Source organism: Kribbella soli (genome assembly GCF_004331345.1).
Classification (GTDB): domain Bacteria; phylum Actinomycetota; class Actinomycetes; order Propionibacteriales; family Kribbellaceae; genus Kribbella; species Kribbella soli.
In genome coordinates this window covers 711,938-737,989 of sequence record NZ_SJJZ01000004.1, presented here as the reverse complement: position 1 = coordinate 737,989, position 26,052 = coordinate 711,938, and the positions used below count along the sequence as shown (strand labels likewise).

The 26,052-nt window shown below is 68.7% G+C and carries 26 protein-coding genes; 15 read left to right on the top strand and 11 right to left on the bottom strand.

Annotated features, from left to right (window positions below):
- Positions 1-2: 2 nt before the first annotated feature.
- From E0H45_RS34345 to E0H45_RS34335, 3 genes are all read right to left on the bottom strand, one after another.
- A complete protein-coding gene (locus E0H45_RS34345) occupies positions 3-1,328 on the bottom strand; it encodes a cytochrome P450 (protein WP_131345184.1) in 1,326 nt (441 codons plus the stop codon).
- Between the two features lie 5 nt (positions 1,329-1,333).
- Positions 1,334-1,555 carry a helix-turn-helix domain-containing protein gene (locus tag E0H45_RS43810; protein ID WP_131345973.1) on the bottom strand — a complete coding sequence of 74 codons (222 nt, stop codon included), beginning with the start codon at positions 1,553-1,555 and terminating at the stop codon, positions 1,334-1,336.
- Positions 1,556-1,913: 358 nt separating this feature from the next.
- Positions 1,914-4,928 (bottom strand): alpha-mannosidase, encoded by a 3,015-nt coding sequence (locus E0H45_RS34335; RefSeq protein ID WP_131345970.1) that lies wholly within the window; start codon positions 4,926-4,928, stop codon positions 1,914-1,916.
- Positions 4,929-5,119: 191 nt separating this feature from the next.
- On the opposite strand from E0H45_RS34335, the gene E0H45_RS34330 reads away from it, so the two are divergent.
- A complete protein-coding gene (locus E0H45_RS34330) occupies positions 5,120-6,223 on the top strand; it encodes a TAXI family TRAP transporter solute-binding subunit (protein ID WP_238155498.1) in 1,104 nt (367 codons plus the stop codon).
- A gap of 18 nt (positions 6,224-6,241) precedes the next feature.
- Here the strand turns inward: E0H45_RS34330 and E0H45_RS34325 are convergent, their stop codons facing one another.
- Together E0H45_RS34325 and E0H45_RS34320 are read right to left on the bottom strand one after the other, a co-directional pair.
- A complete protein-coding gene (locus E0H45_RS34325) occupies positions 6,242-7,615 on the bottom strand; it encodes a sensor histidine kinase (RefSeq protein ID WP_238155497.1) in 1,374 nt (457 codons plus the stop codon).
- A gap of 3 nt (positions 7,616-7,618) precedes the next feature.
- Positions 7,619-8,284 carry a response regulator transcription factor gene (locus tag E0H45_RS34320; protein WP_012918592.1) on the bottom strand — a complete coding sequence of 222 codons (666 nt, stop codon included), beginning with the start codon at positions 8,282-8,284 and terminating at the stop codon, positions 7,619-7,621.
- A 118-nt stretch (positions 8,285-8,402) separates the two neighbouring features.
- On the opposite strand from E0H45_RS34320, the gene E0H45_RS34315 reads away from it, so the two are divergent.
- The gene (locus E0H45_RS34315) at positions 8,403-10,424 is read left to right on the top strand and encodes a TRAP transporter permease (RefSeq protein WP_131345180.1); all 2,022 of its coding nucleotides are present in this window, start codon (positions 8,403-8,405) and stop codon (positions 10,422-10,424) included.
- Positions 10,421-11,398 (top strand): TAXI family TRAP transporter solute-binding subunit, encoded by a 978-nt coding sequence (locus E0H45_RS34310; protein WP_131345178.1) that lies wholly within the window; start codon positions 10,421-10,423, stop codon positions 11,396-11,398. The genes E0H45_RS34315 and E0H45_RS34310 overlap by 4 nt, the downstream gene beginning before the upstream one ends.
- A 249-nt stretch (positions 11,399-11,647) precedes the next feature.
- Here E0H45_RS34310 and E0H45_RS34305 read toward each other — a convergent pair whose 3' ends face one another.
- The 3 genes from E0H45_RS34305 to E0H45_RS34295 all read right to left on the bottom strand — a co-directional run bounded on the left by E0H45_RS34305 (position 11,648) and on the right by E0H45_RS34295 (position 14,685).
- A complete protein-coding gene (locus tag E0H45_RS34305; protein ID WP_131345176.1) occupies positions 11,648-12,301 on the bottom strand; it encodes a hypothetical protein in 654 nt (217 codons plus the stop codon).
- 239 nt (positions 12,302-12,540) lie between these two features.
- Positions 12,541-13,575, bottom strand: a complete 1,035-nt coding sequence (gene mgrA, locus E0H45_RS34300; RefSeq protein ID WP_131345174.1) for an L-glyceraldehyde 3-phosphate reductase — start codon at positions 13,573-13,575, stop codon at positions 12,541-12,543.
- Between the two features lie 111 nt (positions 13,576-13,686).
- Positions 13,687-14,685, bottom strand: a complete 999-nt coding sequence (locus E0H45_RS34295; protein ID WP_165546686.1) for a phosphotransferase family protein — start codon at positions 14,683-14,685, stop codon at positions 13,687-13,689.
- 117 nt (positions 14,686-14,802) lie between these two features.
- Here E0H45_RS34295 and E0H45_RS34290 point away from each other — a divergent pair, with 117 nt between their 5' ends.
- Positions 14,803-15,426 (top strand): flavin reductase family protein, encoded by a 624-nt coding sequence (locus E0H45_RS34290; protein WP_131345170.1) that lies wholly within the window; start codon positions 14,803-14,805, stop codon positions 15,424-15,426.
- Between the two features lie 42 nt (positions 15,427-15,468).
- Here the strand turns inward: E0H45_RS34290 and E0H45_RS34285 are convergent, their stop codons facing one another.
- Complete coding sequence (locus tag E0H45_RS34285; RefSeq protein WP_131345169.1) at positions 15,469-16,431, bottom strand: DUF1444 domain-containing protein; 963 nt, start codon at positions 16,429-16,431, stop codon at positions 15,469-15,471.
- Between the two features lie 618 nt (positions 16,432-17,049).
- Here E0H45_RS34285 and E0H45_RS34280 point away from each other — a divergent pair.
- Together E0H45_RS34280 and E0H45_RS34275 are read left to right on the top strand one after the other, a co-directional pair.
- On the top strand, positions 17,050-17,613 hold the full coding sequence (locus E0H45_RS34280) for an acyl-CoA thioesterase (protein WP_131345168.1): 564 nt from the start codon (positions 17,050-17,052) through the stop codon (positions 17,611-17,613).
- Positions 17,610-18,272, top strand: a complete 663-nt coding sequence (locus E0H45_RS34275; protein WP_131345167.1) for a potassium channel family protein — start codon at positions 17,610-17,612, stop codon at positions 18,270-18,272. Before E0H45_RS34280 ends, E0H45_RS34275 begins: the two co-directional genes overlap by 4 nt.
- Here E0H45_RS34275 and E0H45_RS34270 read toward each other — a convergent pair.
- On the bottom strand, positions 18,269-18,889 hold the full coding sequence (locus E0H45_RS34270; protein WP_131345166.1) for a TetR/AcrR family transcriptional regulator: 621 nt from the start codon (positions 18,887-18,889) through the stop codon (positions 18,269-18,271). The two genes, E0H45_RS34275 and E0H45_RS34270, sit on opposite strands and share 4 nt — an antisense overlap.
- A 37-nt stretch (positions 18,890-18,926) precedes the next feature.
- On the opposite strand from E0H45_RS34270, the gene E0H45_RS34265 reads away from it, so the two are divergent.
- The 9 genes from E0H45_RS34265 to E0H45_RS34225 all read left to right on the top strand — a co-directional run bounded on the left by E0H45_RS34265 (position 18,927) and on the right by E0H45_RS34225 (position 25,442).
- A complete protein-coding gene (locus E0H45_RS34265; protein WP_165546685.1) occupies positions 18,927-19,991 on the top strand; it encodes a DMT family transporter in 1,065 nt (354 codons plus the stop codon).
- The gene (locus E0H45_RS42645; protein WP_238155496.1) at positions 19,879-20,292 is read left to right on the top strand and encodes a MarR family winged helix-turn-helix transcriptional regulator; all 414 of its coding nucleotides are present in this window, start codon (positions 19,879-19,881) and stop codon (positions 20,290-20,292) included. The genes E0H45_RS34265 and E0H45_RS42645 overlap by 113 nt, the downstream gene beginning before the upstream one ends.
- A 1-nt stretch (position 20,293) precedes the next feature.
- Entirely contained in the window at positions 20,294-21,553 is a 1,260-nt protein-coding gene (locus tag E0H45_RS34255; protein WP_131345163.1) for a glycoside hydrolase family 3 N-terminal domain-containing protein, read from the top strand.
- On the top strand, positions 21,550-21,882 hold the full coding sequence (locus E0H45_RS34250; RefSeq protein WP_131345161.1) for a YidH family protein: 333 nt from the start codon (positions 21,550-21,552) through the stop codon (positions 21,880-21,882). Before E0H45_RS34255 ends, E0H45_RS34250 begins: the two co-directional genes overlap by 4 nt.
- An 8-nt stretch (positions 21,883-21,890) precedes the next feature.
- Positions 21,891-22,199, top strand: coding sequence for a DUF202 domain-containing protein (locus E0H45_RS34245; RefSeq protein WP_131345159.1), 309 nt, complete (start codon positions 21,891-21,893; stop codon positions 22,197-22,199).
- Positions 22,200-22,338: 139 nt separating this feature from the next.
- On the top strand, positions 22,339-22,971 hold the full coding sequence (locus tag E0H45_RS34240) for a DUF47 domain-containing protein (RefSeq protein ID WP_131345157.1): 633 nt from the start codon (positions 22,339-22,341) through the stop codon (positions 22,969-22,971).
- A 2-nt stretch (positions 22,972-22,973) separates the two neighbouring features.
- On the top strand, positions 22,974-23,972 hold the full coding sequence (locus E0H45_RS34235; RefSeq protein ID WP_131345155.1) for an inorganic phosphate transporter: 999 nt from the start codon (positions 22,974-22,976) through the stop codon (positions 23,970-23,972).
- Between the two features lie 86 nt (positions 23,973-24,058).
- Positions 24,059-25,195: an inorganic phosphate transporter gene (locus E0H45_RS34230; protein WP_131345154.1), complete on the top strand. Its 1,137-nt coding sequence runs from the start codon at positions 24,059-24,061 to the stop codon at positions 25,193-25,195.
- 13 nt (positions 25,196-25,208) lie between these two features.
- Positions 25,209-25,442: a hypothetical protein gene (locus tag E0H45_RS34225; protein WP_131345152.1), complete on the top strand. Its 234-nt coding sequence runs from the start codon at positions 25,209-25,211 to the stop codon at positions 25,440-25,442.
- Positions 25,443-25,487: 45 nt separating this feature from the next.
- Here E0H45_RS34225 and E0H45_RS34220 read toward each other — a convergent pair whose 3' ends face one another.
- Positions 25,488-26,018 carry a hypothetical protein gene (locus E0H45_RS34220; RefSeq protein ID WP_131345150.1) on the bottom strand — a complete coding sequence of 177 codons (531 nt, stop codon included), beginning with the start codon at positions 26,016-26,018 and terminating at the stop codon, positions 25,488-25,490.
- Positions 26,019-26,052 lie beyond the last annotated feature (34 nt).

Sequence of the window (26,052 nt, the reverse complement as noted above, 5' to 3'; positions counted from 1 at the left end):
CGCTACCTGCGGGTGACGAGGATCTCGGCGCCGTGGCGGGGGACCAGGGTGACGTTCTTGGCCTGGGCGGGTTCGGGTTTGGGGTGTGGGGCCTGGAAGTTGTAGGTGGCGAGGGCGGCGCGGAGGATCTCGGTGCCTTCCATCAGGGAGAAGCCGGCGCCGATGCACCGCCGGGCCCCGCCGCCGAACGGCATCCAGGTGCCGGGCGCGGGCGGATCGTCGGACAGGAAGCGTTGCGGGCGGAACTGCTGTGGCTGCGGGAAGTGTTCCGCATCCCGGTGGACCAGGCCGATCGCGGCCATGATGGTCGTGCCCCGGGGAAGCCGGTAGCCGGCGACGTCGGTGGTCTCGGTGAGGCGCCGGCCGACCTGGTAGACGACCGGGTGCAGCCGCAGTGCTTCCTTGAGGATCGCCTCGAGTTCGTCGTCGGAGCCGGCGTCGGCGGCGCGTTGACCGAACTCCAGATCCGCCGGGCGGCGCGCCAGCTCGTGGAACGCCCACGCCAGGGCGGTGGCCGTCGTCTCGTGCCCGGCCAGCAGCAGCGTCACCAGCTGATCCCGCAGCTCCACGTCCGACCAGTTGCCTGCGGCAAGCAACCGCGAGAGTACGTCGGTGCGCCCGGCGAACGTCTCGCGCCGGGCGGCGATCTCATCGTACAGGATCTCGTCGACCTGCTGCTGCGTGTCCAGGTACGTCTTCCACGGCCGCACCCGGAGCAGCGGCGGGTAGAACCCGCCGAGCATGATCACCGGCGACACCGACACGATCTTGTCCATCAACGGCCGCAGGGTGTTCAGCCGGTCGACGTCGGTGACGCCGAAGACCACCTGCAGGATGATCTCCAGCGTCAGGTTCCGCATCCGGTGATGCACCTTGAACGGCTTCCCGACCGGCCACTTCGCGACCTCGGCCTGGGCGAGTTCGAGCACCATCGCGGCGTACCCGCGCAGCGCCGCACCGGAGAACGCGGGCATCAGCTGCTTCCGCATCCGCACGTGGTCCTCGTCGTCGAGCAGCAGCAGCGAGTGCGAACCCATGATCGGCTCGAGCACCGTGTTCCCCTCGCCGGCGTGCATCACCGACGGCGGGCTGCCGAACACCTCCCGGATGTGATCGGGCCGGCTCAGGACGACGCACACGCGGCTCGACGGCACCAGGCGGATCGTGAACACGTCGCCGTACTTGTCCCGCATCCGCGGGAAGAACGTCCTGCGGTGACTCGCGAACAGCACGGTCTGCGCGAGGGTCGGCAGCTTCGGCCCGGGCGGCAGTGTGCGGGCCGTCTGCCGGTCGAGCGTCCGGGAACCGAGCAAAGGTGTCGGAGCCATACCGTTCACGCTACGTCAGCCGGGTGAACCGTTGTCGATCTCTGGGCGTCGAACGCGACAAGCGCTGCGACGATCCTCGGCAGCTGGTCGTCGCGGACCGGATCGAGCCCGGTCAGGCGGCCGACCTGACGGAGCCGGTAGTCGACGGTGTTCGCGTGAATGTGCAGGTCGGCCGCGGTCTGTCGCCGGTTGCGCGCGTTCCCGAGGTAGCACCGCAGCGTCGCCATCAGGTCGTCGCGGTCCGCCACCACGGAGCGCAGTACGTCGACCTCCGCACCCCGAGCATCGGCCACGACGCCTGCGCCCCCATCACCCAGCGCTGGCTCGAGGGCCTCATCCCGACCTCGGCAGCCGCCCCGCTCCACCCCAGCGCCCGCGGCATGCAGGCGTTCGGCGAGCTGGTCGCCGCCGCAGCCCACTGAGTCCCCATTTCCCTGGCCCACCCATCAAATCGGGGGTTCCGGACCCATTCTCAGGGTCAGGAACCCCCGATTTGCCTGGCAGGCCAGGCAAATTCCTGGGTCTGCCAGGCAAATGGGACGGCCCGCCCAGGGGGGATGGGCGGGCCGTCGGGGGGGGCGGGCGTCAGGAACGCTTGAAGCGCAGCGTCAGGATCTGGAAGGGGCGGAGTTCGAAGGTGACTCCGTTGTCCTGCAGCTCCCGGTCCGCCAGGCGCCGCTCGAGCAGGTCGACCTCGGTCACCGACGCCGCCGCGAAGGACGGCGTGACGGTGGCGCGGGAGCGGCCGCCGCTGGACTCGTACAGCCGGACGACCACGTCGCCGGACTCGTCGTCGGCCAGCTTGAGCGCCTCGACGATCACGTTGTCGTTGTCGATGGCAACGATCGGCTCGACGCCCGCGGCGCCGCTGACGACCCGCTCCGGCAGGTTGATCCGGTAGCCCTCCTCGATCGCCTCCGGGATCCCGGCGCCGACCACCAGCGCGTGGTTCACGGTGTGCACGCCCTGGTCGGTCAACGGGTCGGGGAACCGCGGCGCCCGGATCAGCGAGGTGCGGATGGTGGTCGTCGTACCGCCGTCCTCCCGCGCGGTCCGGTTGATGTCGTGGCCGTACGTCGAGTCGTTGACCACGGCAACGCCGTACCCGGGCTCGCCGACGTGCACCCAGCGGTGCGCCGCGATCTCGAACTTCGCCGCGTCCCACGAGGTGTTCTGGTGGGTCGGCCGGAAGATGTGCCCGAACTGCGTCTCGGACGCCGACCGGTCCGCGTGCACGTCGACCGGGTACGCCGCCTTCAGGAACTTCTCCGCCTCGTGCCAGTCCATCTCGGTCTCGATGTCGACCCGCTTCGTGCCCGGGCGGACCCGCAGCGTCTGGGTCACCGTGGACCGGTTGAAGGACCGCTTCACGACCACGGTCGCGACCCCGTCCGCGGTGCTGAAGTCGACGCTGTCGACCTCGGTCACGTCCCGGACGTTGTTCTTGTAGAACGAGTCGACGTCCCACGCGTCCCAGTGGTTCGGGGTGTCCACGTGCAGCTGCAGAAGGTTGCCGACGGCACCCGGTGCGATGACCTCGCGCTGCGCCTCGACGTCGTACAGCGAGGTGATCAGGCCGCGCTCGTCGACGGTGACCCGGATCAGGCCGTTGTCCAGGACACCGTTCTCGACCGTGACGGCCTGGCCCTCGACGGCCGCGACGCCCGCGCCGAGACCGGCGACACCGCTGCGGCCGTGCGGAGCGGCGTTGAAGACGATCTGCTCCGAACCCTCGCCGGCCAGCGCCTGCTGCGCCTTGGCGATGATCGCGTTCAGCTCCTCGGCGACCCGGGCGTACGTCGCCTCCGCCTCGCGGTGCACCCACGAGATCGAGGAACCCGGCAGGATGTCGTGGAACTGGTGCAGCAGCGCGACCTTCCACAGCCGGTCGAGGTCGTCGTACGGGTACGTGTCGAGCTTGCCGGCGACGACGGCCGCCGCGCTCCACAGCTCGGCCTCGCGGAGCAGGTGCTCGCTGCGCCGGTTGCCCTGCTTGGTCTTCGCCTGCGAGGTGTACGTCGCCCGGTGGATCTCCAGGTAGAGCTCACCGGACCAGACCGGCGCGTGCTCGCGGTACTCGTCCTCGGCGGCGGCGAAGAACTCGGTCGGGGACTCGATGGTCACCTTCGGCGAGGACTCCAGGTTCGCCACCCGGCGCGCGGTCGCGACGAACTCACGGGTGGGGCCGCCACCGCCGTCGCCGTACCCGAACGGGACCAGCGACCGGGTCGCGGCGCCGTTCTCCTGGAAGTTCCGCTGCGCGTGCGCGAGCTCGCGACCGGACAGGTCCGAGTTGTAGGTGTCGATCGGCGGGAAGTGGGTGAACACCCGGGTGCCGTCGAGACCCTCCCACCAGAAGGTGTGGTGCGGGAACTTGTTCTCCTTGTTCCAGGAGATCTTCTGGGTCAGGAACCACTTCGAGCCGGACAGCTTCACCAGTTGCGGCAGCGCCGCGGTGTAGCCGAACGAGTCCGGCAGCCAGACCTCCTGGGTGTCGATGCCGTACTCGTCCAGGAAGAACCGCTTGCCGTGCACGAACTGCCGGGCCAGCGCCTCGCTGCCGGGCAGGTTGGTGTCGGACTCGACCCACATGCCGCCCACCGGAACGATGGTGCCCTCGGCAACGGCCTTCTTCAGCCGCTCCCAGACCTCCGGGTAGTTGTCCTTCACCCAGGCGTGCTGCTGGGCCTGCGAGAACGCGAAGACCAGCTCCGGGTACTCCTCGGCCAGGGTGGCAACGTTGGACACCGTCCGGGCCACCTTGCGGCGGGTCTCCCGGAGCGGCCAGAGCCAGGCCGAGTCGATGTGCGCGTGCCCGACCGCGGACAGCTGGTGCGCGCTCGCGTGCGCCGGCCGGCTCAGTACGTCGGTCAGCTGGGTGCGGGCGTCCGCGGCGGTGCCGGCCACGTTCTCGTAGTCGAGCGCGTCCAGCGAACGGCTGAGCGCCCGCAGGATCTCCTTGCGGCGCGGGTCCTGCAGCGACAGCTCACGCTGCAGGCCGTCGAGCGCCTCGAGGTCCAGGATCAGGTCCCACACCTCGGCGTTGAACACGGCCAGGTCGGCGCGGGTGAGCTGGTAGATCGGGGTCTCACCGAGCTTGGCGCCGATGTCGACCTTCGCGTAGGCGTTGTCGAGCGGGATCTCCGGGTTCGCGGCGCCCTCGACGTAGAACTCGATCCGGTCGCCGGGCGAGGCCGCCGAACCGTCCGGGCCGAGGATCGACAGCGGGGCGTAGGTCTGCCGCGGGTGCAGACCCTTCATCGGCCGGCCGGACGTGGTGTGCACCAGGCCCTCCGCGGAGAACCCGGGGCCGCCGCTGAAGCCGAGGTCGATGACCGCCTCGATCTCGCGGCCGGCCCACTCGGCCGGCACCTGACCGCTGAACTTGAACCACGCGGTGCCCCAGGCGGGACCCCACGGCAGCCCGATCTCGGCCGGTTCGTAGGTCTGGGCGAGCGCCTCGGCGGGGGACACCGGCTCACCGGGTGCGTGCCACACCTCGATGTCCAGCGGGACCGCCGCGCCGTAGATCGCGGGGCGGAGCCGCTCCCGCAGGGCGCGCTGCAGCCGCTCCTCGATGAGTTGACGGTCGTCGTGCACGAAATCAGCCTCCGGGAAAATGATCCTCACGCGGCCGATAGGACCGCACCGATGACAACGCTGTCACACCGACCCCGGATGCGTCCAGACGCAGTTTGTCTCTTGCTGTGTGAATCTCTGTCAGTAGCGGTTGGATTGCGGGGCGCCGACACGGCTACCCCCGAGGCCTCATTGTTGTCTAGGTTGTCTGCATGGATCGCCCCCGCCTGCTGCCCCCTGCCCGGCCGACTGGGATGACACGGACCGGAATGACGCGGCGCAGCGTGCTCGGCCTCGGTGCCGCCGCCGCGTCCGGACTGCTGCTGCCCGGCTGCTCGCGCGGCCGCGCGGACGAACCGGCGCCCTCGGAGGCCGCGGTGTTCTCGACCGGGAACCTGAACGGTGTCTACAACAAGTTCGGTACGGCGCTCAGCGCACTGGTCAGCGAGGTCACCGGCATGGAGCTGAAGCCGATCGTCAGCGACGGGTCGGTGGACAACCTGATCAAGGTCGCCCACCGACCCGTCGCTCAGGCCGACCTCGGATTCTGTACGTCGGACTCCGCGCTCGCGGCGTACGAGGGCACCGGCGACTTCAGCACCGGCCCGCTGCGGTTCTCGGCACTCGCCCGCGTCTACGACAACTACGTGCACGTCGTCGTACCGATGGCGTCGAAGGCGAAGAGCCTCGACGACCTGTTCCCGAGCAAGGCCGACCCGACGCGGAAGATGGTCGTCGGTGTCGGCCCGAAGGACTCCGGGACCGAGATCGTCGCGAACCTGATCCTGAACAAGGCCAAGGCCGACCTGATCCAGAAGAACCCGGACCTGGACCCGGCCAAGGTCGACGTGATCCGGAAGAACCTGTCCCTCGAGCAGATGGCCGCTGCCGTGCAACCCCGCGGCACCGCCACCAAGGGTTCGATCGACGCGTTCATCTGGAGCGGCGGCGTCCCGACCGATCCGATTGCCGCCCTGCAGAAGAGCATCGGGTTCCGGCTGCTGGACATCGGCGCGGTCGCGCAGGACATCGCGCTGAAGGAGTTCGGCGGCTTCCTGGTGTCCGCGATCCCGCCGTCGCAGTACGGTCTGGCCAGCTCGGTGCCGACGCTCGCGGTCCCGAACCTTCTGATCGCGAAGGCGAACCTGTCGGACTCCTGGGCGTGGTGGACGGTGAACACCCTGTTCCGCCGGCAGAACGACCTGATCCCGAAGCACCCCGAAGCCGGTGCGCTCGACCCCCGCTCGGCGATCGCCACCATGCCGGTCCCGCTGCACCCCGCCGCGGAACGCTGGTACCGCCAGAATCACATCTGAGCGGTACTGCGCACCAGCTCAGACGTCGTAGTCGTCGATCAGGGGGACGCGGACCTCGATGACGAGGCCGCCGCCGATCGGCGGGCGGGCGACCACACGGCCACCGACCCGGGCCGCCTCGGAGCGGACGATCGCCAGGCCGAGACCGGTACCCGGCATCTCCCGGTGGTGCGCGCTGCGCCAGAACCGCTCGCCGACCTTCTTCAGGTCCCGGGAGCCGAGCCCCAGACCGTGGTCGCGCACCGACATCACCACCTCGGTGCCGTCCCGGGTGACCGAGACCTCCACCGGCGGAGCGCCGTACTTCGACGCGTTGTCGAGCAGTACGTCGAGGATGTCGTCGACCTCGAGCTCCGGCGCGACCCCGCCCGGAACCATCTCGCCGATGATCAGCTCCAGGTCGTCGGCGGAGTACACGGCCTTCCAGCCGACCAGGCGCTCCTTCACCGCCTGGGCGAGGTCCAGCGGCTCCTCGTTGCCCTCGGCATCGGCCGACGGGCGGTCGGAGCCGGCCAGCCGGGACAGCCGCTGGACGATCCGGCCGAGCCGGTCGATGTCGCTGAGCGCGAACCGCGCGGTCGGCGACAGCCGGGACAGGCCCTCGATGTGGATCCGGGCCGACGTCAGCGGCGTCCGCAGCTGGTGCGACGCGTCCGCGACGAACTCGCGCTCACGCTGCCGTGCCTGATGCAGGCTCAGCGCCATCGAGTTGAAGCTGTCGCCCAGCCGGCGCAGCTCCGGCGCACGACCGTCGGTCGAGACTCTGGTGTCGAGCGCGCCGCGGGTGATCTGGTGGGTGGCGTTGTCGAGGTCCTGCAGCGGCCGCAGCACCCAGCGGGTGATCGGCCGGACGATACCGATGATGATCGCGCCGATGCTGATCAGCAGGCCGCCGAGGAGCAGCAGCAGACCGCGCTGCACCTGGTCGCGGGCATTGTCCGTCGGCACCCGCAGTACGGCGGCACCGAGCACGCTGCCGTTGTTGACGACCGGGCGGGCCACGATCATCTCGCCGGAGGCCCACGGCCACAGCGCCGGCGGCTCGGGTGGGAGGCGCCCGGCCAGTGTGCTGTGCAGGGCGGTCGCGATGTCGTCCTCCTTCACGTCCACACCGGAAACCGAGGTGGCGATGACGCGGGAGTCGACGTCGACGACGAAGACAGGGGTGTTGTAGAGCTCCTGGTACCGGACCGCGAGCTCACGCAGGTTCGCGATGTCGCCGGTCTGCAGCGGGGACTCGGCCATCGCGGCGAACCAGTCCGCGTCGTTGCTGCGGGACAGGAAGAGCGTGCGCGAGTTGCTCGTGGCGATGAAGTTCGCCAGCGGGATCACAGCGACGATCGCCAGCGCGACGACCATCGGGACGAGGGACTGCAGCAGTCGACGGCGCAACGGTCAGTCCGAACCCAGGCGGTAGCCGACGCCGCGGATGGTCTGCACCAGTTCGGGCCGGCCGAGCTTGGCGCGCAGGCTCGCGACGTGCACGTCCATGGTGCGCGACGACGCCTCGAAGACCGACTGCCAGGCGTACAGCGCGACCTGTTCACGGGGAACCACCCGGCCGTGGTGAGCGGCCAGCACTGCGAGCACGTCGAACTCCTTGCGGGTCAGACTGATGGGCTTGTCCGCCACCTGAACCGTCCGGGCCTCGATGTCCACGGTCAGGTCGCCGACGGTCACCCGGGGGCGGGGCTGCAAGAGACCGGTACGCCGTAGTACAGCATCGATGCGGGCCAGGAGCTCGGATATCGCGAACGGTTTCACCACGTAGTCGTCGGCGCCGCTGCGCAGGCCGCGTACGCGGTCGGCCGCCTCGCCGCGCGCGGTCACCGCGATCACCGGTACGTCGGACACCGTGCGGATCTGCCGGCACACGTTGATGCCGTCCCCGTCAGGCAGTCCGAGGTCCAGCAGAACCAGGTCGCCGGGATCCGCCGCCAAGGCGTCCGCGGCCGTGCGGACGTGCGTCACCATCAGGCCGTACCGCCGCAAAGCAGGTATCAGGGCATTGGCGATATCGAGATCGTCCTCGACCAGCAGAATCCGTACCGCGCCACTCATGCGGTGATCGTAGGCCAGGTCACGACCCGATGTGTCAGATCTTGGTAAAGACGTAATCACGCGACTCCACGCAGTGTTCGGCAACATTAGCCTTCCGGACACAGGAGGGAACCGGTCGATGACTGTCGGTGCTGGCGGGGGCGGCGTAACCGTGCCCTCTGAGGAAGAACTGGCCGAGTACGAGCAGGAACGCCCCGCTCGGCGGCTTCGGCCTGCCCTGGATCTGGTCATTTCGGTCTGGTGCGCAATCATCAGCGTCGGCGTCCTAGCGCAAGTGTTTGTCCCACTACCACAGGGCACGCAGTTCTACTTGGTGATCTTTCTCGCAGCGGTTCTGCCGATGACGTTGCTGTGTTACCGCGGTTTTCGCGTGCCCGCGTTCATCAATCCGTTCAAGGCGCGGTCGCACGACGACCCGGGCGTGGCGGACTGGATCCTGGCGCTCGTCGCGCTGGCGGTGTGCGTCTACCCGCTCTTCGACTTCGACGGCTTTCTCGAACGCAGCCAGGTTCCGACCACAGCGGATGTCGTGGCGGGCGCGCTCCTGCTGATCCTGTTGCTCGAAGCGTGCCGACGTACCACCGGCTGGGTGTTGCCGGTGATCAGCCTGGTGTTCATCGCCTACGCGTACTACGGCGGATTCCTGCCCCAGACCTGGTTGCTCTCCCACAAGGGCTTCGACTTCGACGCGATCATCGCGCAGTTCACGATGGGTACGGCGGGGTTCTACGGGACGCCGTTGGCGGTCGCGGCGTCGTACATCGTGCTCTTCACCATCTACGGCGCGGTGCTCGACTACTCGGGCGCGGGCAAGTTCTTCATCGACCTGTCGTTCGCCGCCTTCAAACGCAGCCGGACGGCGCCCGGTCGTACGGTCACGATGGCAGGCTTCCTGCTCGGTAGCGTCTCGGGCTCGGGTACGGCGACCGCGGTGTCGCTCGGCACCGTGTCGTGGCCGATCCTGCGCCGGGCCGGGTACCCGGCCGAACCGGCAGGCGGAATGCTCGCCGCGTCAGGTATCGGCGCGATCCTGTCCCCGCCCACCCTCGGCGCGGCCGCGTTCATCATCGCGGAGCTCCTGCAGGTCTCGTACCTGAAGGTCCTCGGGTACGCCGTGATCCCGACGATCCTGTACTACCTGGGCATCCTGCTCGCGATCGAGATCGACGCCCGCAAGCACGGGACGACGTCGGGGGAGACCTCTCAGCAGTCCGCGTGGCGGTTGCTGCTGCGGTTCGGGTACCACTTCCTGTCGTTGTTCGTGATCATCGCGTTCATGGCGGTCGACGTACCGCCGTTCAAGGCCGTGGTCTACGCGGTGATCATCCAGTTCGGGTTGTCGTTCCTGGACCGTGAGCACCGGCTGACCGGGAAGCGGTTGTTCAAGGCGCTTGCCCAGGGCACCCGTTCGGTGCTGCCGGTGGCGGCGACCTGCGCGACCGCGGGCGTGATCGTCGCGGTCACTACGCAGACCGGTCTCGGGCTGAACATGGCGGACATCATCGTCAACGGGGCGCGTGGGCTGTCCGACAACCACACGGTGGTGCTGATCCTGACCGTGGTGCTGTCCGGGTTCGCCGTCCTGCTCCTCGGGCTCGCGGTGCCGGTGACCGCGTCGTTCATCATCGCGGCGGTGATCATTTCGCCGGCGCTGGAGAACCTCGGGGTGGCGAAGGCCGAGTCGTACATGTTCATCTTCTACTACGCCGTCCTGTCCGAGGTGTCGCCGCCGACCGCGCTGGCCGCGGTGGCGACCGCCGCGATCACCGGCGGCAAGGTGATGCCGACGATGTGGCAGGCGTGGAAGTACACGCTGCCGGCGTTCCTGGTGCCGTTCGCGTTCGTGCTCACCGACAACGGCGCGCACCTGCTCGGGCAGGGATCGTTCGTCGGCATGGTGTGGACCACGGTGGTGTCGATGCTGGCCGTGGCCGCGCTCGCCGTGGTCACCGGCGGCTGGGTGTTCGTCCGGGCGACCTGGCTCGAGCGGGCGATCTGCGTACCGGCCGCCGCGCTGCTGCTCTACCTCGCGCCCGTAACCATCACCGCCGGAATCTGTTTGCTACTTGTTGCCGTCGTCATCAATCTGGTCCGGCGGCAACGCCAGACCTCTGCCGAGGAAGGAACCCTTGCCTCATGAGACTCCGTCGCCTCCCCACCGCCGCGGTGGCGCTTGTTGCCCTCGTCTCGCTCGCTGCCTGTGGCGGCCAGCGGGAACCGTCCGGCTCCGGAACGGAATCCGGTGGCCGGCTGACGATTGCCACCGGCAACACGACGGGGGTGTACTACCAGCTCGGTGGTGCGCTGGCCTCGGTGATCTCGCAGAAGATGTCGGGTTATCGGGCGACGGCCAGCGAGACCGGTGCCTCGGTGCAGAACATCCAGGGCCTGGTCGGCGGGAACTACGACATCGCGTTCTCGCTCGGTGACTCGGCGGCGGACGCGGTGAACGGCGTGAACAGCTTCAAGGCCAAGCAGGACGTGGTCGCGCTCACCCGGCTGTACAACAACTACACGCAGGTCGCCGTACGGACGTCGGCAGGAATCAACTCGATCGCGGACCTGAAGGGCAAGCGGGTCTCCACCGGTTCGCCGAACTCCGGCACCGAGGTGATCGCGCGCCGGCTGATCGAGGCGGCCGGACTCGACCCGGCCACCGACGTCACCGCGCAACGGCTCGGGCTGCCGGAGTCGGTGGACGCGATGAAGTCCGGGTCGATCGACGCTCTGGTCTGGTCCGGTGGGTTGCCGACCGGCGGCATCACCGACCTGTTCACCAGCCTGGGCAAGGGCGTCAAGCTCTTGCCGATCGCGGATCTGCTGCCGAAAATGCAGGAGAAGTACGGCTCGATCTACTCGCAGGCACCGATCCCGGCGGCGACGTACAAGCAGCCGGCCGACGTGGCGACGATCATCGTGCCGAACGTGCTGCTGGTCCGCAAGGACATGAAGGACGAGCTCGCGGAGCAGCTCACGAAGGTCGTCTACGACAACATGGACGCGCTGGTCGCGGTGAACGCAGCCGCCAAGGGCATCAAGCTGGAGAACGCCGAGAAGACCGATCCGGTGCCGCTGCACCCCGGCGCGAAGAAAGCGATCGACGGCCTGAGATGACTACAAGCTGGGTACCGGTAGCTGTTGCGGCGACCCAGCTCACAGACCGTCCTCCCCCGCACACCAGGCGCAGCGGGGGAGGACGCAGGGCCCCGGATCCGCACACCAGGCGCAGCGGCGACGGGACCCGCACGCCGGCTCCCACAACCAGGCGCAGTGAGAGCCGGCAGACCGGGCCCGGTCTCGGCGGAGGCATCCGCCGGGGCCGGGCCTCTTTTCGTCCAGTTCGTCCCGTCCAGTGCGGTCTGTCTAGTGCGGTTCTTCCTCGTGCGGCATCGGGGTGCCGTACAGGTAGTGGGAGAGCGCGGAGTCGCGCTTCGGGTGCGCGTGGTACTTGCTCGGCACGACGCGTCCTTCGGCGCTGTCCCAGGCGGTGTCGGCCATCCGCCACATGCGGTGCGCCAGCCGCCCGGCCTTGCCGGTGTGCGGGGAGTACGGGTGCGCCCTGGTCGGCGCTACCTCCTCCGCCTCCAGCAGGTCCTCGGTCAGCGTGTTCACGTCCGGGTCATCGAGCTGCTCCGAGATCTGCCGGCTGTACGTCGTCTCGATCGTCTCGTGCTCGCCCAGCAGCCGGTCGATCTGCTGCCACAGGTCGTCGTGGTGGAGATCCACGAACCGGCTGTCGCCGTACTGCCGTCCTTTGAGGAAGCGCAGTGAGCGCTCCAGTTCCTTCGCGTTGCCGACGTACCTGGTGACCAGGTCACTCCCGTCGGGGAGCTGGCGGACGTGCGGGAGGAGCACGTCCTCGGCCGCGGCCAGATGCTGGGCCGCGATCGCGTAGAACCAGTCCGTCTGATGCCGGTGTTCAGGATGCGCAGCGTCCGGATGGTGAGCCGGCTCGGCCAGCTCCCGAATCCGTGCGTGTTCGTAGGTCAGGGCCATTTCGAGCGTCGAAGCGGTCATCTCAACCACCTCCAGGAGGTCTCTTCCCAGCGTGTGCCCATCCCACCCGAACCGCAACCGTTCCACCCCGCTCCGTAATCATCCCGTCTCGCGCCGGTACCGTTTCGCGCTGCCGTCTGCCGCTGCCCTGCCGTCTGTCACTGGAGTCTGTCGCGGGCGGCAACTGGCGTCTGTCGCGGTCGGCAAAGGGAAACGCCCGTCGCACGTGGGTGCGGCGGGCGTTTCGTGAGGCGTGGCTGTCAGGCGTCAGAGCTCTTCTTCCACAAGTTGATGCCGGCTTCCACGGCGTCGGCGTCGATCGCCTTGAGTTCCTCATCGGTGAACCCGAGGTTGCGCACGGTGGCGAGGTTGTCCTCGAGCTGCGCGACGCTGGAGGCGCCGATCAGCGCGCTGGTGACGCGGTCGTCGCGGAGGGTCCAGGCGAGCGCGAGCTGGGCGACGGACTGACCGCGCTCCTTCGCGATCTCGCTCAGCGCGCGGACGTGCTTGAGCGTGTCCTCGGTCAGCGAGTCCGGGTTGAGCGACTTGCCCTGCGCCGCGCGCGAGTCGGACGGAATGCCGCCCAGGTACCGGTCCGTGAGCACGCCCTGCGCCAGCGGCGAGAACGCGATCACCCCGACGCCGAGCTCACCCACCGCGTCCAGCAGGTCCTCCTCGATCCACCGGTTCAGCATCGAGTACGACGGCTGGTGGATGAGCAGCGGCGTACCGAGCTCCTGCAGGATCCGCGCCGCCTCCCGGGTCCGGTCCGCCGAGTACGACGAGATGCCGGCGTACAGCGCCTTGCCCGAACGGACCGCCGCGTCGAGCGCGCCCATCGTCTCCTCGAGCGGCGTGTCCGGGTCGAACCGGTGCGAGTAGAAGATGTCGACGTAGTCCAGGCCCATCCGGCTCAGCGACTGGTCGAGCGAGGCGAGCAGGTACTTCCGCGAGCCGCCGCCCTGACCGTACGGCCCCGGCCACATGTCGTACCCGGCCTTGGTCGAGATGATCAGCTCGTCGCGGTACCGGGTGAAGTCGCGCGCGAAGTGCGTCCCGAAGTTGGTCTCGGCCGACCCGTACGGCGGGCCGTAGTTGTTCGCCAGGTCGAAGTGCGTGACGCCGAGGTCGAACGCCCGCCGCAGGATGTCCCGCTGCGTCGTGAACGGCTTGTCGTCGCCGAAGTTGTGCCACAGCCCGAGCGAGATCGCCGGGAGTTGCAGTCCACTCCGGCCCGTCCGCCGGTAGGTCATCTGATCGTCGTACCGGCCCGCAGCCGCCTCGTAGTCAGTCACGGAACCCCAGTCTGCCTCATGTCACAACAAGTGCAAACCCCCTTGTTTTCAAGCAGAAACCGCATCACTGACTTCAAGAACCCCGCCTTCTTGATCGCTAGGGCGCGTCTCCTAGGTGAGTCCGGACCATGGCGCCGGTGGAGCGGTGGTGAAGAAGTGCAGGATGTTGAGCAAGCGGCTGGTGGTGGGAGCTGTCCAGTGACGTTGGCCGGGCCAAGGAGCGGCGGGGAGTTTGCCGAGACCCCAGGACAGGTGGAACCAGAGGACAGCCGCGGCAAGCTCCTCCTCGGACTCTGGTGACTGGGAGTGCCGAAGGTAGTCCGGAAGCAGCGCGGCGACCTGGGTCAGGGGGAGCTTGGCGAAGTCCATCGCCCGTGGCGCCCAGGCCGCGTCGCCCCAGTCGATGAGCGCGCGGAGGTCCCCGTCCGGCCCGGCGAGAAGGTTGTGAGCGGCAACATCTCCGTGGATCAGCACCTTCGGCCTGCTCCCGTCGATGCGCTCCGCAAGCCGCGTGAACCACCCGGTCAGCCAACTCGCCGTCCCCGGATCGACGTACCCACCCTCGGCGAGCTCCTCGATAGTCCGCCACGGATCCCCCCACCCGTCCTCACCCATCCCGGAGAGGTCCAGCGCGGAGAGGTCCCGGGCTGGCAGGTCCTGCGCCGGGAGGTCCTGCGCCGGGAGGTCCTGCGCTGAGAGGTCCAGCGCTGAGAGGTCCAGCGCCGGTGGTTTGCCCTTCGCGTCGGCTGGCTTCGCGTGGCTCGGGGCGGATCCTGGACCTCGCTCGAGTTGGTGGAGGCGGGCGAGTTGCTCGGCGAGTCCGGTGGGGAGCTCGGTGGGCTCGGTGCCGTGGACCCGCTCCATCAACGCGTACGGCGCAGCGATCAGGCGGCCGCTGTCGTCGTACTCCACGATCGCGGGTGTCAGCACCCCGACGGACCGGGCGGCCGGCACGACGTGGGTCTCCTTCAGCAGGTCGGCCTCGAACCCGGGCCGGCAAACCCGCAGGAACAGGTCGTCCCCGAGCACGAAGCCCCGGTTGGCCACCCCGCCGGCGACCTCCTTCAGCTCACCGGGGTCGACGCCGTGACGCCGCGCCACAGCGGTCACTTGGTCCAGGAAATCGAGCTCTGCAGCCAATCCACATCTCCGTCGTCCGCGCGAACCGCCGCCCGGATCCGCGAGGCGGGGTACGGCGGCATCCACCGAGTTTGATGTACTTCGGGCGTGCGTGTCGATGTGAATCCGGAGACCGTCGGGCGACGGGAGTTCTATGCGTTGCTGAACTCGGTGGTCGTGCCGCGCCCGATCGCCTGGGTGTCGAGCCGATCGGCCGACGGCGTGCTGAACCTGGCGCCGCACTCGTTCTTCACCGTCGCGTCCGTGCAGCCGCCGATGGTGCAGTTCACCTCGGTGGGGCGCAAGGACAGCCTGAACAACGTCGAGGCGACCGGCGAGTTCGTGGTGAACTTCGCCGCCGAGCACCTCTACGAACAGGTCAACGCGTCCGGGACGAACTTCCCGGCGGAGGTCTCCGAGTTCGAGGCGATCGGGGTGACGACCGAGCCGTCCCGGACGGTCGCCGTACCGCGGGTCGCGGAGTCGCCGGTCGCGATCGAGTGCACGCTGCACACCACCCTCGAACTCGGTGACTGCACCCTCGTTATCGGTCAGGTCCGGCACATCGCGATCGACGCCGCAGTGCTGGACGACGGCCACCCGGATGTCCGGCGCCTGCGCCCGCTCGCCCGGCTCGGCAAGGACGAGTGGTCCACCATCGGCGAGGTCCGCTCGATCTCCCGCATCCGCTACTCCGACTGGCCCGGGCATTTCACACCTCCTGGTGACTAGTCGTCCTGGTGAGTAGGTCCTGGTAGTTGCTCCGGGCATCTGTCATCGGCGGGACTCGGCTGTTGCCTCCCGCGTCGCGAGGAGCTTGGTGAGGGTCTCGAGCTCGGGGGACAACCGCAGTGGTGTGTGGTCGGGTAGTGCGGTCGTGGCGGAGTGCCAGGTGAAGTCGGGAGTCACCAGGTAGACGTCCGGCGACAGCGGGCCGGGATCATGGGCGTGGCAGCGGGCGGCGACATTCAGCAGGACGCCTAGTGCCGGGATGACGGTCAGGCCCTCGATCACATGGAGCAGCAACGTGTCCCGGGCCGGCACTGCGGCGAGCACACCGTATGGCGCGTGCTCGACGTGTAAGGACTTACGCAGGACGGTGTCGAGGACGAGCGCGCGGGAGGCCGCGAATGCTGTCCCGGAGACGAAGGCGATGCGGAGGTCGTCGTGATCGACGTACTCGACCTGGTCCTCGAGGCGGCGGAGGTTGGCGAGGCCGAAGCGTTCGGCGTCCGACCAGGTGAGGCCCAGGTCGGCCGGCTCGAGGTACATGGTCACGATGCCGTCGGTCTCCGCGGACGGGACGGAGATCAGGCCGGGGAGGAAATCGGGGCGGTCCGCGGTCCAGTCGGGCGGTAGGGCGTCGCGAGGGACGAGCCGCTGGATCAGCTCGCGCTCGGGGTCGTGCGGTGGATCGGGTGGACCTTGGCGGAGCTGGTCCAGGAGTTGGCGGAAGTGTTCCTCGACGAGCAGCGGCCAGCGGTCCTCGTCGAAGTGGGCGAGGATGCGCGCGAGATTGCTGAGTCCGAGCACCGGTTTGCCGGCGGAGCTGTCGGTGGGCACGAGCGCGGCACCGCCCTGGTAGCTGACGGCGAGACCGAGGTCGGCGGCCGTGCGCAGCGCGAGGTGCACGAGCCGATCGGCCTGCCGCCTGGACAGCGGCGGCAGCACCAAGTCGGGAGAGCTGGAGTGAGGGGAGTTGTTGCCTTGGGCATGTTCGGTGGTGTCGATGGGCATCGTCGGTCCTCCTTGTCGGCAGAGAAAGTACGAGGATCGGCCCGTCTCCGAGCACGCCAATCCGAACCTGTGGACAAGTGGGACTCTCGTGATGGCCGCCCGCGGCTGAAGTCACCCGGCAGACAGGAGCTGGCCGGCGCCCAGGCAGAACGCGACCAACACCGCGGGCAACAAGACCGGTTATCCCCTCGCGTTGGGGGTTCTCCCCTGGTGTACGAGCAGAGAACCCACAACACGAGGGGATAACCCGCGCTGTGACTGGGCTCCGACGCCGGGGTCGGAGTGGATCAGGTGCGGCCGGCGGGTGGCAGTGGCGCAGGTAGCGGTGTCCGTCGAGTCGTGGGTTTTGGCGGTCAGGAGCAGCCTCGATCCACGACTCGCGGTTTCGAGGGGCAACCAAACGCCACGACTCGGCGTGAGACCGCACGGGCGGCGGGAGCTGTCGTGGCGGGGAAAGGAATCGTCGCTATGTGCAATTTTGTTTCCCCGCTCTTTGCGTCGGCTCGGTTCGGGCAGGAATCCCCGGAAGGTGGTAGCCGTCACCCACACATCGGGCCGGGCGCCACAAGTGGCGGGATACGCTGCCGCAGACCCAGCCGGAGTGACTCAAGGAGTTGTATGACCAGCAGCCGGTCGGCGCGGCCGACCTCGGAGACGCGGCTGTCGCTGTCGCACATCACCGCGCAGAACGAGACGAACCTGCTCGGCACCGTGCACGGCGGCGTGATCATGACGCTGGTCGACTCGGTCGCCGGCGTGGTCGCGGCGCGGCACTCCGGCGGGCCTGCGGTCACCGCGTCGATGGACGAGATGGTGTTCCTGGTTCCGGTGCGGGTCGGTGATGTCGTGCACTTCAGCGCGCAGGTGAACTGGACCGGTCGGAGCTCGATGGAGGTCGGCGTACGGATCACCGCCGATCGGTGGGACGCGGTCGGTCCGCAGGTGCACGTTGCGTCGGCGTACCTGGTGTTCGTGGCGGTCGACGAGGACGGGAAGCCGCGGCAGGTGCCGCAGGCGGTTCCGGAGACGGACGAGGACCGCCGGCGGTTGCGCGAGGCCGAGATCCGCCGAAGTCACCGGCTGGCCCGCCGAGCAGCGATCATCGCCTCCCGCGAGGAGGCTGCACACGAGGAGGCTGCGCACGAAGAGGCTGCGGCAGCGGCTGAGGGTGGTGGGCGGTGACGGTCGTCGGTAGTGCCCGGCGGAATCCGTCGGCGGTGCTGCTGATCGTGCAGTTGCTCGGTGTGCTGATCTATCCCGCGATGGAAGGGTCACGCTCCGGCCGCGTCGCGTTCGAGATCCTCGGCATCGTCGTACTCGTGCTCGCGGTCTTCTCCGTCCGCGCGACCCCAGGACTCACCTGGGTCAGCGTCTGCCTGGGCCTCCCGGCGGTGGCGCTGTCGTTGGTCGACGCGTTCAACCCGACCGAACCGGTCGTCGCGATCTCCGGCGCGCTGCATGCGGCCTTCTACTTCTACGCGGCGTACTGCCTGCTCCGCTACATGCTGTCCGACCATGAGGTCAGCGTCGACGAACTCTTCGCGGCCGGTGCCACTTTCACCTTGGTGGCTTGGGGTTTCGCCTACCTGTACGTGTTCGTCCAGGTCCTCGTCCCCGGCAGCTTCACCGCAGCCGTTGACCCAGCCAACGATCGCACCTGGATGGAACTGCTGTTCCTGAGCTTCACCACACTGTCCAGCACCGGCCTGAGCGACATCGTCCCGATCACGTCCTGGGGACGCTCGGTCGTGATGCTCGAACAGCTCGCCGGCCTCGGGTACGTCGCCATGGTCGTGTCCCGCCTCGTCGGCCTGACGATCGCCAAGCGGAGCAACACCTAGACCCGGGGCCACCCGGCCAGCAGATCCGCGGCCGCCCGGGCCGCGACCTCCGGCGCCGAGGTCATCGCCGCGACCCGGTAACTGACCAGTGCGCCCTCGTGAAGCAACAGCAGCCGATCGGCCAACTCACCCGCGTCCGCGAGTCCCGCCGCCTGCGCCTGCGCCTCGAACTCGGACCGCATCCACCGCTTCTGGCCGACGATCACCGGCATCGCCGGGTGGTCCGGCGCGGCCAGCTCCACGCTCGCGTTGATGAATCCGCACCCGTTGCGCGATCCGGCCAGCCAGTCCGTCAGCGCGGCGAACAGCACCAGGATCACCGCCTCGGGCGTGGCCGGCTTCCGCGCGGCCAGCTGTTCGTCCAGGAACAGGTGCCAGGTCCGGTCCCGCTGCTCCAGGTACGCCGCGATCAGCCGATCCTTCGACCCGAACCGGTCGTACAGCGTTTTCTTCGTCACGTCCGCCGCCGCGGCGATCGCATCGACGCCGACGGTCCGGATCCCCTGCTCGTAGAACAGCGTCGACGCGGCCGCGAGGATGCGCTCGCCGGCCGGGGTCAGCCGGGGCGCCGCACGGACCTCGCGGTCCACGATCAGTCTCACCTGTTGGTCGAGCATACTGACAGTATACCGACCGGTGTGGTTACCGTCTTCCATGACCACGCACAAGGCGCTCACGCTGGCTGCCGGAACCGGGTTCGTCGTGTTCTGGAGCTGCGGCTTCATCGGTGCGCGCTGGGGGACGCAGTACACGAACGCGTTCGACCTGCTCGCCTGGCGATTCCTCGTCGCGGGCGCGATCGCCGCTGTGGTGCTGGCGATCCGGCGGCCGCGGATCTCCCGCCGGGACCTCGTGAGCCAGGTGTGGATGGCGGTCCTCACCCAGTTCGTCTACCTGGGCCTGATCTTCACCGGTATCGACCACGGCATCACGGCCGGTGTCACCGCGCTGATCGGATCGCTCCAGCCGATCCTGATCGCGACCGTCGCCGGGCCGCTGCTCGGCGAACGCGTCAGCCACCGCCAATGGCTCGGACTGCTCCTCGGTCTGGTCGGCGTCGGTCTGGTTGTGGCCGACGACCTCGGGGCCGGCCACGGTTCACCGCTCCTCTTCCTGATCCCGGTCGGCGGTCTCCTCGGACTGGTAGCGGGGACCTGTCTTGATCGCCATCGAAAGCCGGCGACGACCTCGCTGGACGCGCTGGCAGTCCAGAGCCTCGTGTCGGCAGTCCTGTTCACCGCGTTGGCCGCGTCGACCCATCGCCTCACCGTGCCCGAGCAGCCGGGCTTCTACGGCGCAGTCGTCTGGCTGGTGCTGCTGGCAACCGGCGGCGGCTGGGGGCTGTACCTGGTCAACCTCAAACTCTCCGGCGCAACGCGCATCAGTTCACTGCTCTATCTGGTGCCGCCGACCACGATGGTGTTCGCGTTCCTGCTGTTCCACGAGACGATCGGCGCGCTCGCCGTCGTCGGCATGCTGGTGTGTGCTGCCGCCGTACTGCTGATCCGGATCGGTGAACAAGTACGCTGCGGGAATGGCGGAACCCCGGTGGCTGAACCAGACAGAGGCGCAGGCCTGGCGTGCGTACATCGCGGCGCAGCGCGTAGTGAGCAGCCGGATCGAGCAGCAATTGCAGCGCGACGCCGGAATTCCGCACACGTACTACGAGATTCTCGTCCGGCTGTCCGAGGCGCCTGCCAACCGGCTGCGGATGAGTGAACTCGCGGTCGCCACGCAGGGCTCCCGCAGCCGGCTCTCGCACGCGGTCAACCGGCTCGAGCAGAACGGCTGGGTGAAGCGCGAGGGCATCGAGTCCGACCGCCGCGGCCAGGTCGCGATCCTCACCGAACTCGGCCGGCAGAAGCTGGTCGAGACGGCCCCCGGTCATGTCGAGGAGGTCCGCAAGTCGATCTTCGACGCACTCAGCCCCGAGCAGGTCGAGCAGCTGTACGACGTCTGCGCGACACTGGCCCGGCATTCCGGTGACACCATCGACCGCGCGGCGTGGGAGCGAAACTGAGATGAGGCGTCCGGTCGCGCTGATCGCGCTGACTGCCCTCGCTGTGACCGGCTGTGGTGACAGTGGCTCCCCGACCGCGGGACCGAGCACCGTGCCGTCGTCCTCGATCCCGGTGACCGACGGCCCGAGCTCCCCGGCGACCACACCAACCGATACGCCCACCGACACGCCGAGCGAGACCCCGGCCGAGCCGCCGACCTCGAAACCGCCGACCAGCGCGGCGGGCTGTGTCGACCAGAAGCTGCAGGCCCTGACGCTGCGGGAGAAGGCCGCACAGCTCATCATGACCGGGATCAACTCCAGCGGCATGACGTCCGCCCAGCGGGCCGTCGTACAGGAGCAGAAGTCCGGCAGCGTGTTCCTGATCGGCAACGGCGGCAGCCTCTCGCACACTCGTACGGCGATGGCCGACGTGAACACGGCCGCGACCCTGAAGGGCGTCCGCCCGTTGATCGCCGCGGACCAGGAGGGCGGCCAGATCCAGCGCCTCAAGGGCCCCGGCTTCGACCGGATCCCGGCGGCCACGGTGCAGGGCACCTGGTCGAGTTCCAAGCTCACCGCACAGGCCCAGGAGTGGGGCAGCCAGCTCAAGCAGGCCGGCGTCAACGTCGACCTCGCGCCGGTCGCCGACGTCGTACCCAGCTCGCTCAAGTCGCAGAACGCACCGATCGGCCAGCTGGATCGCGAGTACGGCGATACGCCGGAGGAGGCCGGTCAGGGAGTACGGGCCTTCGTCCAAGGCATGCGCAACGCGGGCATCGCGACGTCGGTCAAGCACTTCCCGGGGCTCGGGCGCGTGCGCGGCAACACCGACTTCTCCTCCGGGGTCGTCGACAACGTCACCGTCCGCGGCGACGCCGACCTGCAGCCGTTCACCGACGGGATCAAGGCCGGTACGTCGATGGTGATGATCTCGACGGTGACGTACACGAAGATCGATCCGAAGAACCGCGCGGTGTTCTCGCCGACCGTCATCCAGGGCATGGTGCGTGGCGATCTGGGCTGGCGTGGGGTCGTGATCACCGACGACGTGGGCGCCGCGGCGGAGGTTGCCGCGGTGCCGGCCGGCGACCGCGCGACCCGGTTCGTGGCGGCCGGTGGCGACATCGTCATCAACGCGAAGGCCGGGCTGACCGCGGAGATGGTGGCCGCGCTGGTCGCCAAGGCGCAGCAGGACAAGTCCTTCGCCGCGCAGCTGACGAGTAGCGTGCGCCGTGTGCTGACACTCAAACAGGACCACGGACTGGTGAGCTGCGGATGACCGAGGAGGAGCCCGACTACCGGTTCACCCTGGCGAACGAACGCACCTACCTGGCCTACCTGCGGACCTCCCTCGCCTGTTACGCCGGCGGGCTGTCCGCGGTCCAGTTCCTCGATCTCGGACCGGACCGCTGGCCGGCCCGGGTGATCGGCATCGTCCTGGTGATCGCCGGGATCGTCACGACCGCCGGTGCGTTCCGGCGCTGGCAGCTCAACCTGACCGCGATCCGTCGCGGCGGCGCGCTCCCGGTGACCAGGCTCCCGCTGATGCTCGGAGCAACGATCGGCGTGATCGGTCTGATCGGCCTGCTGTTCTCGCTCTGGCGGTGAGTGTGGCGATGAGCACACCGGATCCAGGCCGCCAGCCGGAGCGGACCCTGCTCGCGTGGCGGCGTACGGCGCTCGGCCTGATCGCGAACGGTGTCCTACTGCTTGCCTCCGGCCACGGTTCGTCGGACGTCCGGACCGGTCTCGGGATCGTCGTTCTCGTGCTGTCGATGGGCTGCTGGGCGGCGGTGAGCGCCGTCTACCGCCGTACCAAGGGCGGTGCGGTGCATGCCCTCGGCCACCAGAACGTGCTCCGGACCGCGGCCGGTCTGGTGCTCGTGGTCGGGCTCTTCGACCTGTACGCCGTGATAACACGCTGAAACCGATCAGTTACCGACCGTGCGCGCCTGAAAACGCGATTTACCGCGACGCGCTACGTTGATCGGGGCGGATGCCGCGTCAACCGGTGGTTCCCCCTAGCATGTTCACGGTTTGTCCCTCGTTCATCCGGAGCTTGAAGTGCCGTTACGTCTGCGTCCGAACGACCCGACGTTCTACGACCTTTTCACCGAGTCCGCCAACCACCTCGTGGAGGGATCGCGGATCCTGGCGGAGCTGCTCGGCAGTACGGCGGGGACCGGACTGTCCTCGAGCCATCAGATCGCCGCCCAGATGAAGGACGCGGAACACGCGGCCGACGAGACCACCCACTCGATCATTCGCCGGGTGAACTCGACCTTCGTCACCCCGTTCGACCGTGAGGACATCTACCGGCTGGCCTCCGATCTGGACGACGTCATGGACTTCATGGAAGAGGCGGTCGACACGATCCACCTCTTCAACCTGGAGAAGCTGCCGGAGGAGATCGCCGAGCAGATCGAGGTACTCCAGCGGGCCGCGCAGTTGACCGCCGAGACAATGCCCCGGCTGCGGACCATGAAGGACCTGGCCGAGTACTGGATCGAGATCAACCGCCTGGAGAACACCGGTGACGCGGTGCACCGGCGGCTGGTCGCGAAGCTGTTCAGCGGTGAGTACGAGGCGCTGACGGTGATGAAGCTCAAGACCGTGGTCGACCTGCTGGAGGCCGCGATCGACGCGTTCGAGCACGTCGCCAACACGGTCGAACAGATCGCCGTCAAGGAGAGCTGAGCGTGGAGCTCACGCTCGTCATCGCCGTCGTCGTCATCGCGCTGGCCTTCGACTACACCAACGGCTTCCACGACGCCGCCAACGCGATCGCGACGTCGGTGTCGACCCGCGCGCTGACCCCGCGGGTGGCGCTGGTGATGGCCGCGGTGATGAACTTCCTCGGCGCGTTCCTCGGCACCGAGGTGGCCGAGACCGTCGGCAAGGGCATCATCAACACCCCGGCCGGGCAACACGGTCTGGTGGTCGTGATCGCGGCCCTGATCGGTGCCATCACCTGGAACCTGATCACCTGGTACTTCGGTCTGCCCAGCTCCTCGTCGCACGCGCTGATCGGCGGTCTGGTCGGCGCCGGCCTGGCCTCGAGCAGCGTCGTGCTGTGGTCCGGCATCGTCGACAAGGTCGTCATCCCGATGGTGCTGTCGCCCGCGGTCGGTTTCGTCGGCGCGTTCCTGCTGATGACCGCGATCCTGTGGATCTTCCGGAACCGCAACCCCGGCAAGACCACGCGCGGGTTCCGGCTGGCGCAGTCGCTGTCGGCCGCCGCGATGGCGCTCGGGCACGGCCTCCAGGACGCTCAGAAGACGATGGGCGTCATCTTCCTGGCGCTGCTCACCACGGGCCACGCGGATGCCGGCGACGGCATCCCGACCTGGGTGAAGCTGTCCGCCGCGACCGCGATCTCGCTCGGCACGTACTCCGGCGGCTGGCGGATCATGCGGACGCTCGGCCGCCGGATCATCCACCTGGACCCGGCCCGCGGGTTCGCGTCCGAGGCGGTCGCCGCCACCGTGCTGTACGTGATGGCGATCGGCCTGCACGCCCCGGTCTCCACCACCCACACGATCACCTCCGCGGTGATGGGCGCCGGCGCCACCAAGCGCCTGTCCGCCGTCCGCTGGGGTGTCGCCAAGGGCATTGTCACGGCGTGGATCCTGACCATCCCCGCCGCCGGCATCGTCGCGGCCGGCGTGTACGGAGTAGCCCACCTGATCCTCGAGTAAGGTCCCGAACCGGTTCATTTCGAGTTCACTCACCCGACCTACGGTCGATCGACGCTGCTGATCGTCCGCCTAGGGAAGTGGTCGCTATGGACCTTTCGTTCCTCGTCGTCGTGGTGATCATCACCGCGCTGGTGTTCGACTTCACCAACGGGTTCCACGACACCGCCAACGCGATGGCGACGTCGATCGCCACCGGTGCCCTGAGACCGAAGATCGCGGTCGCACTGTCCGCCGTCCTGAACCTGGTCGGCGCCTTCATCTCGACCGAGGTGGCCAAGACGATCTCCAGCGGCATCGTCGACGATGCCAAGGTGACCGTGCCGGTGATCTTCGGCGGGCTCGTCGGAGCGATCCTCTGGAACCTGCTGACCTGGTACCTCGGCCTGCCGAGCTCCTCGTCGCACGCGCTGTTCGGCGGCCTGATCGGCGCCACCTGGATCGCGTCCGGGAGCAGCGCCGTACATTTCGGCACCGTGGTCCAGAAGATCATCGTCCCGGCGATCGCGGCCCCGATCGTGGCCGGTGTGATCGCGCTGCTCGGGACCTTCCTGGCCTACAAGATCACCGCGCGGGCGCGGAAGAAGTCGGTCGACGACGGCTTCCGGTTCGGGCAGATCGCGTCCGCGTCGCTGGTCTCGCTCGCGCACGGCACCGGTGACGCGCAGAAGACGATGGGCGTCATCACGCTGGTGCTGATCACCTCCGGCAGCCTCGCCTCCGGGTCCCGCCCGCCGCTGTGGGTGATCCTGGCGGCCGGCCTGGCGATCGCGGCCGGCACCTACCTGGGCGGTTGGCGGATCATCCGGACGATGGGCAAGGGCCTGGCCGAGATCGAGTCGCCGCAGGGCTTTTCCGCGGAGACGAGCTCGACCGCCGTGCTGCTGGCCTCCTCGCACCTGGGCTTCCCGCTGTCCACCACCCAGGTCTGCTCCGGCAGCATCCTCGGCGCCGGCCTCGGCAAGCGGCTGGCCGAGGTGCGCTGGACGGTCGCCGGCCGGATGGCCGTGGCCTGGCTGCTGACGCTGCCGGCTGCTGCGATCGTCGGTGCGCTGGCCGGTCGGGTCGCCGACTCCGGCAACCTCGGTGTGGTCATCATCGCGGTCCTTGCGGTCGCGGCCGGTGGCGGAATCTACGCCGCGTCCCGGCGTCGCCCGGTGACGTCGGAGAACGTGAACGAGTACCCGAGCTCCACCACCCCGTCCACCACCGCTGCGGCGGCCTGAGAGGAGTACGGCGATGCACATCAACTGGAGTGCCCTCGGTGAGGTCGCACTGGTCAGCCTGCTCTTCGGCGTCGGCCTGGCGGTGCTGTTCGCGCTCGGTGTGACCGCGATGTCCCGGCGAGCCGTGGCGATCGACGAGAAGCGGCAGCCGTCCTTCGTGGACACAGGTGCGGCTGCACTGTGTTTCGCAGCCTGCCTGGCGGCAGTGCTCTACGGGCTGTACCTGATCATCCCGCAGTTCCACTGAGCTGTACGACGGGCGGTCTGGCGGCTGCCCGCCGTACAGCGGTCTCTAGCGGTTCCAGCGCCGTACAGACTTGGCCACGTCCTTGGCGCGGATGGAGCCGAGGTTGTACTCCCAGGCGGCCAGAAGGCGGTCGCCGAGGACCTCCGCGTCCAGGTATGTGCGTGGGCGGACAGCGACCGCCCAGGTGGCCGCGGCCGCGTGGCCCTGCTGGTGGAGCAGGTGGTCGACGGTCGCCTCGATGCGGTTCGACTGGTCGCCGCCGAGGCCGTCCGTGGCCCACTCCTGCAGGATCCGCGCGTCGTCGGCCGTCATCCGGGCCAGGTAGGTCAGCGGACCGCGCCAGAAGCCCTTGCGGCCGATGCTGTCCAGCGACTCGAGCGGGAACCAGCCGTTCTGGTTGCGCCGGCCGTTCACCGCGGACTCGATCTCCCGGGCACGCTCCGCGGACAGTCCCCGGGTCGCCCAGTCGACGAAGAACGCCCCGGCGTCCGGGATGTGCTCGGCCACGTGCGGCGCAGGCGTCAGCGCCCCCGGGTCGAACAGGTGCAGCTCTTCCGGTGAATCGAACAAAACCATCCCCGCCCGCTCTCGTACGCGAGCCACCGCAGCC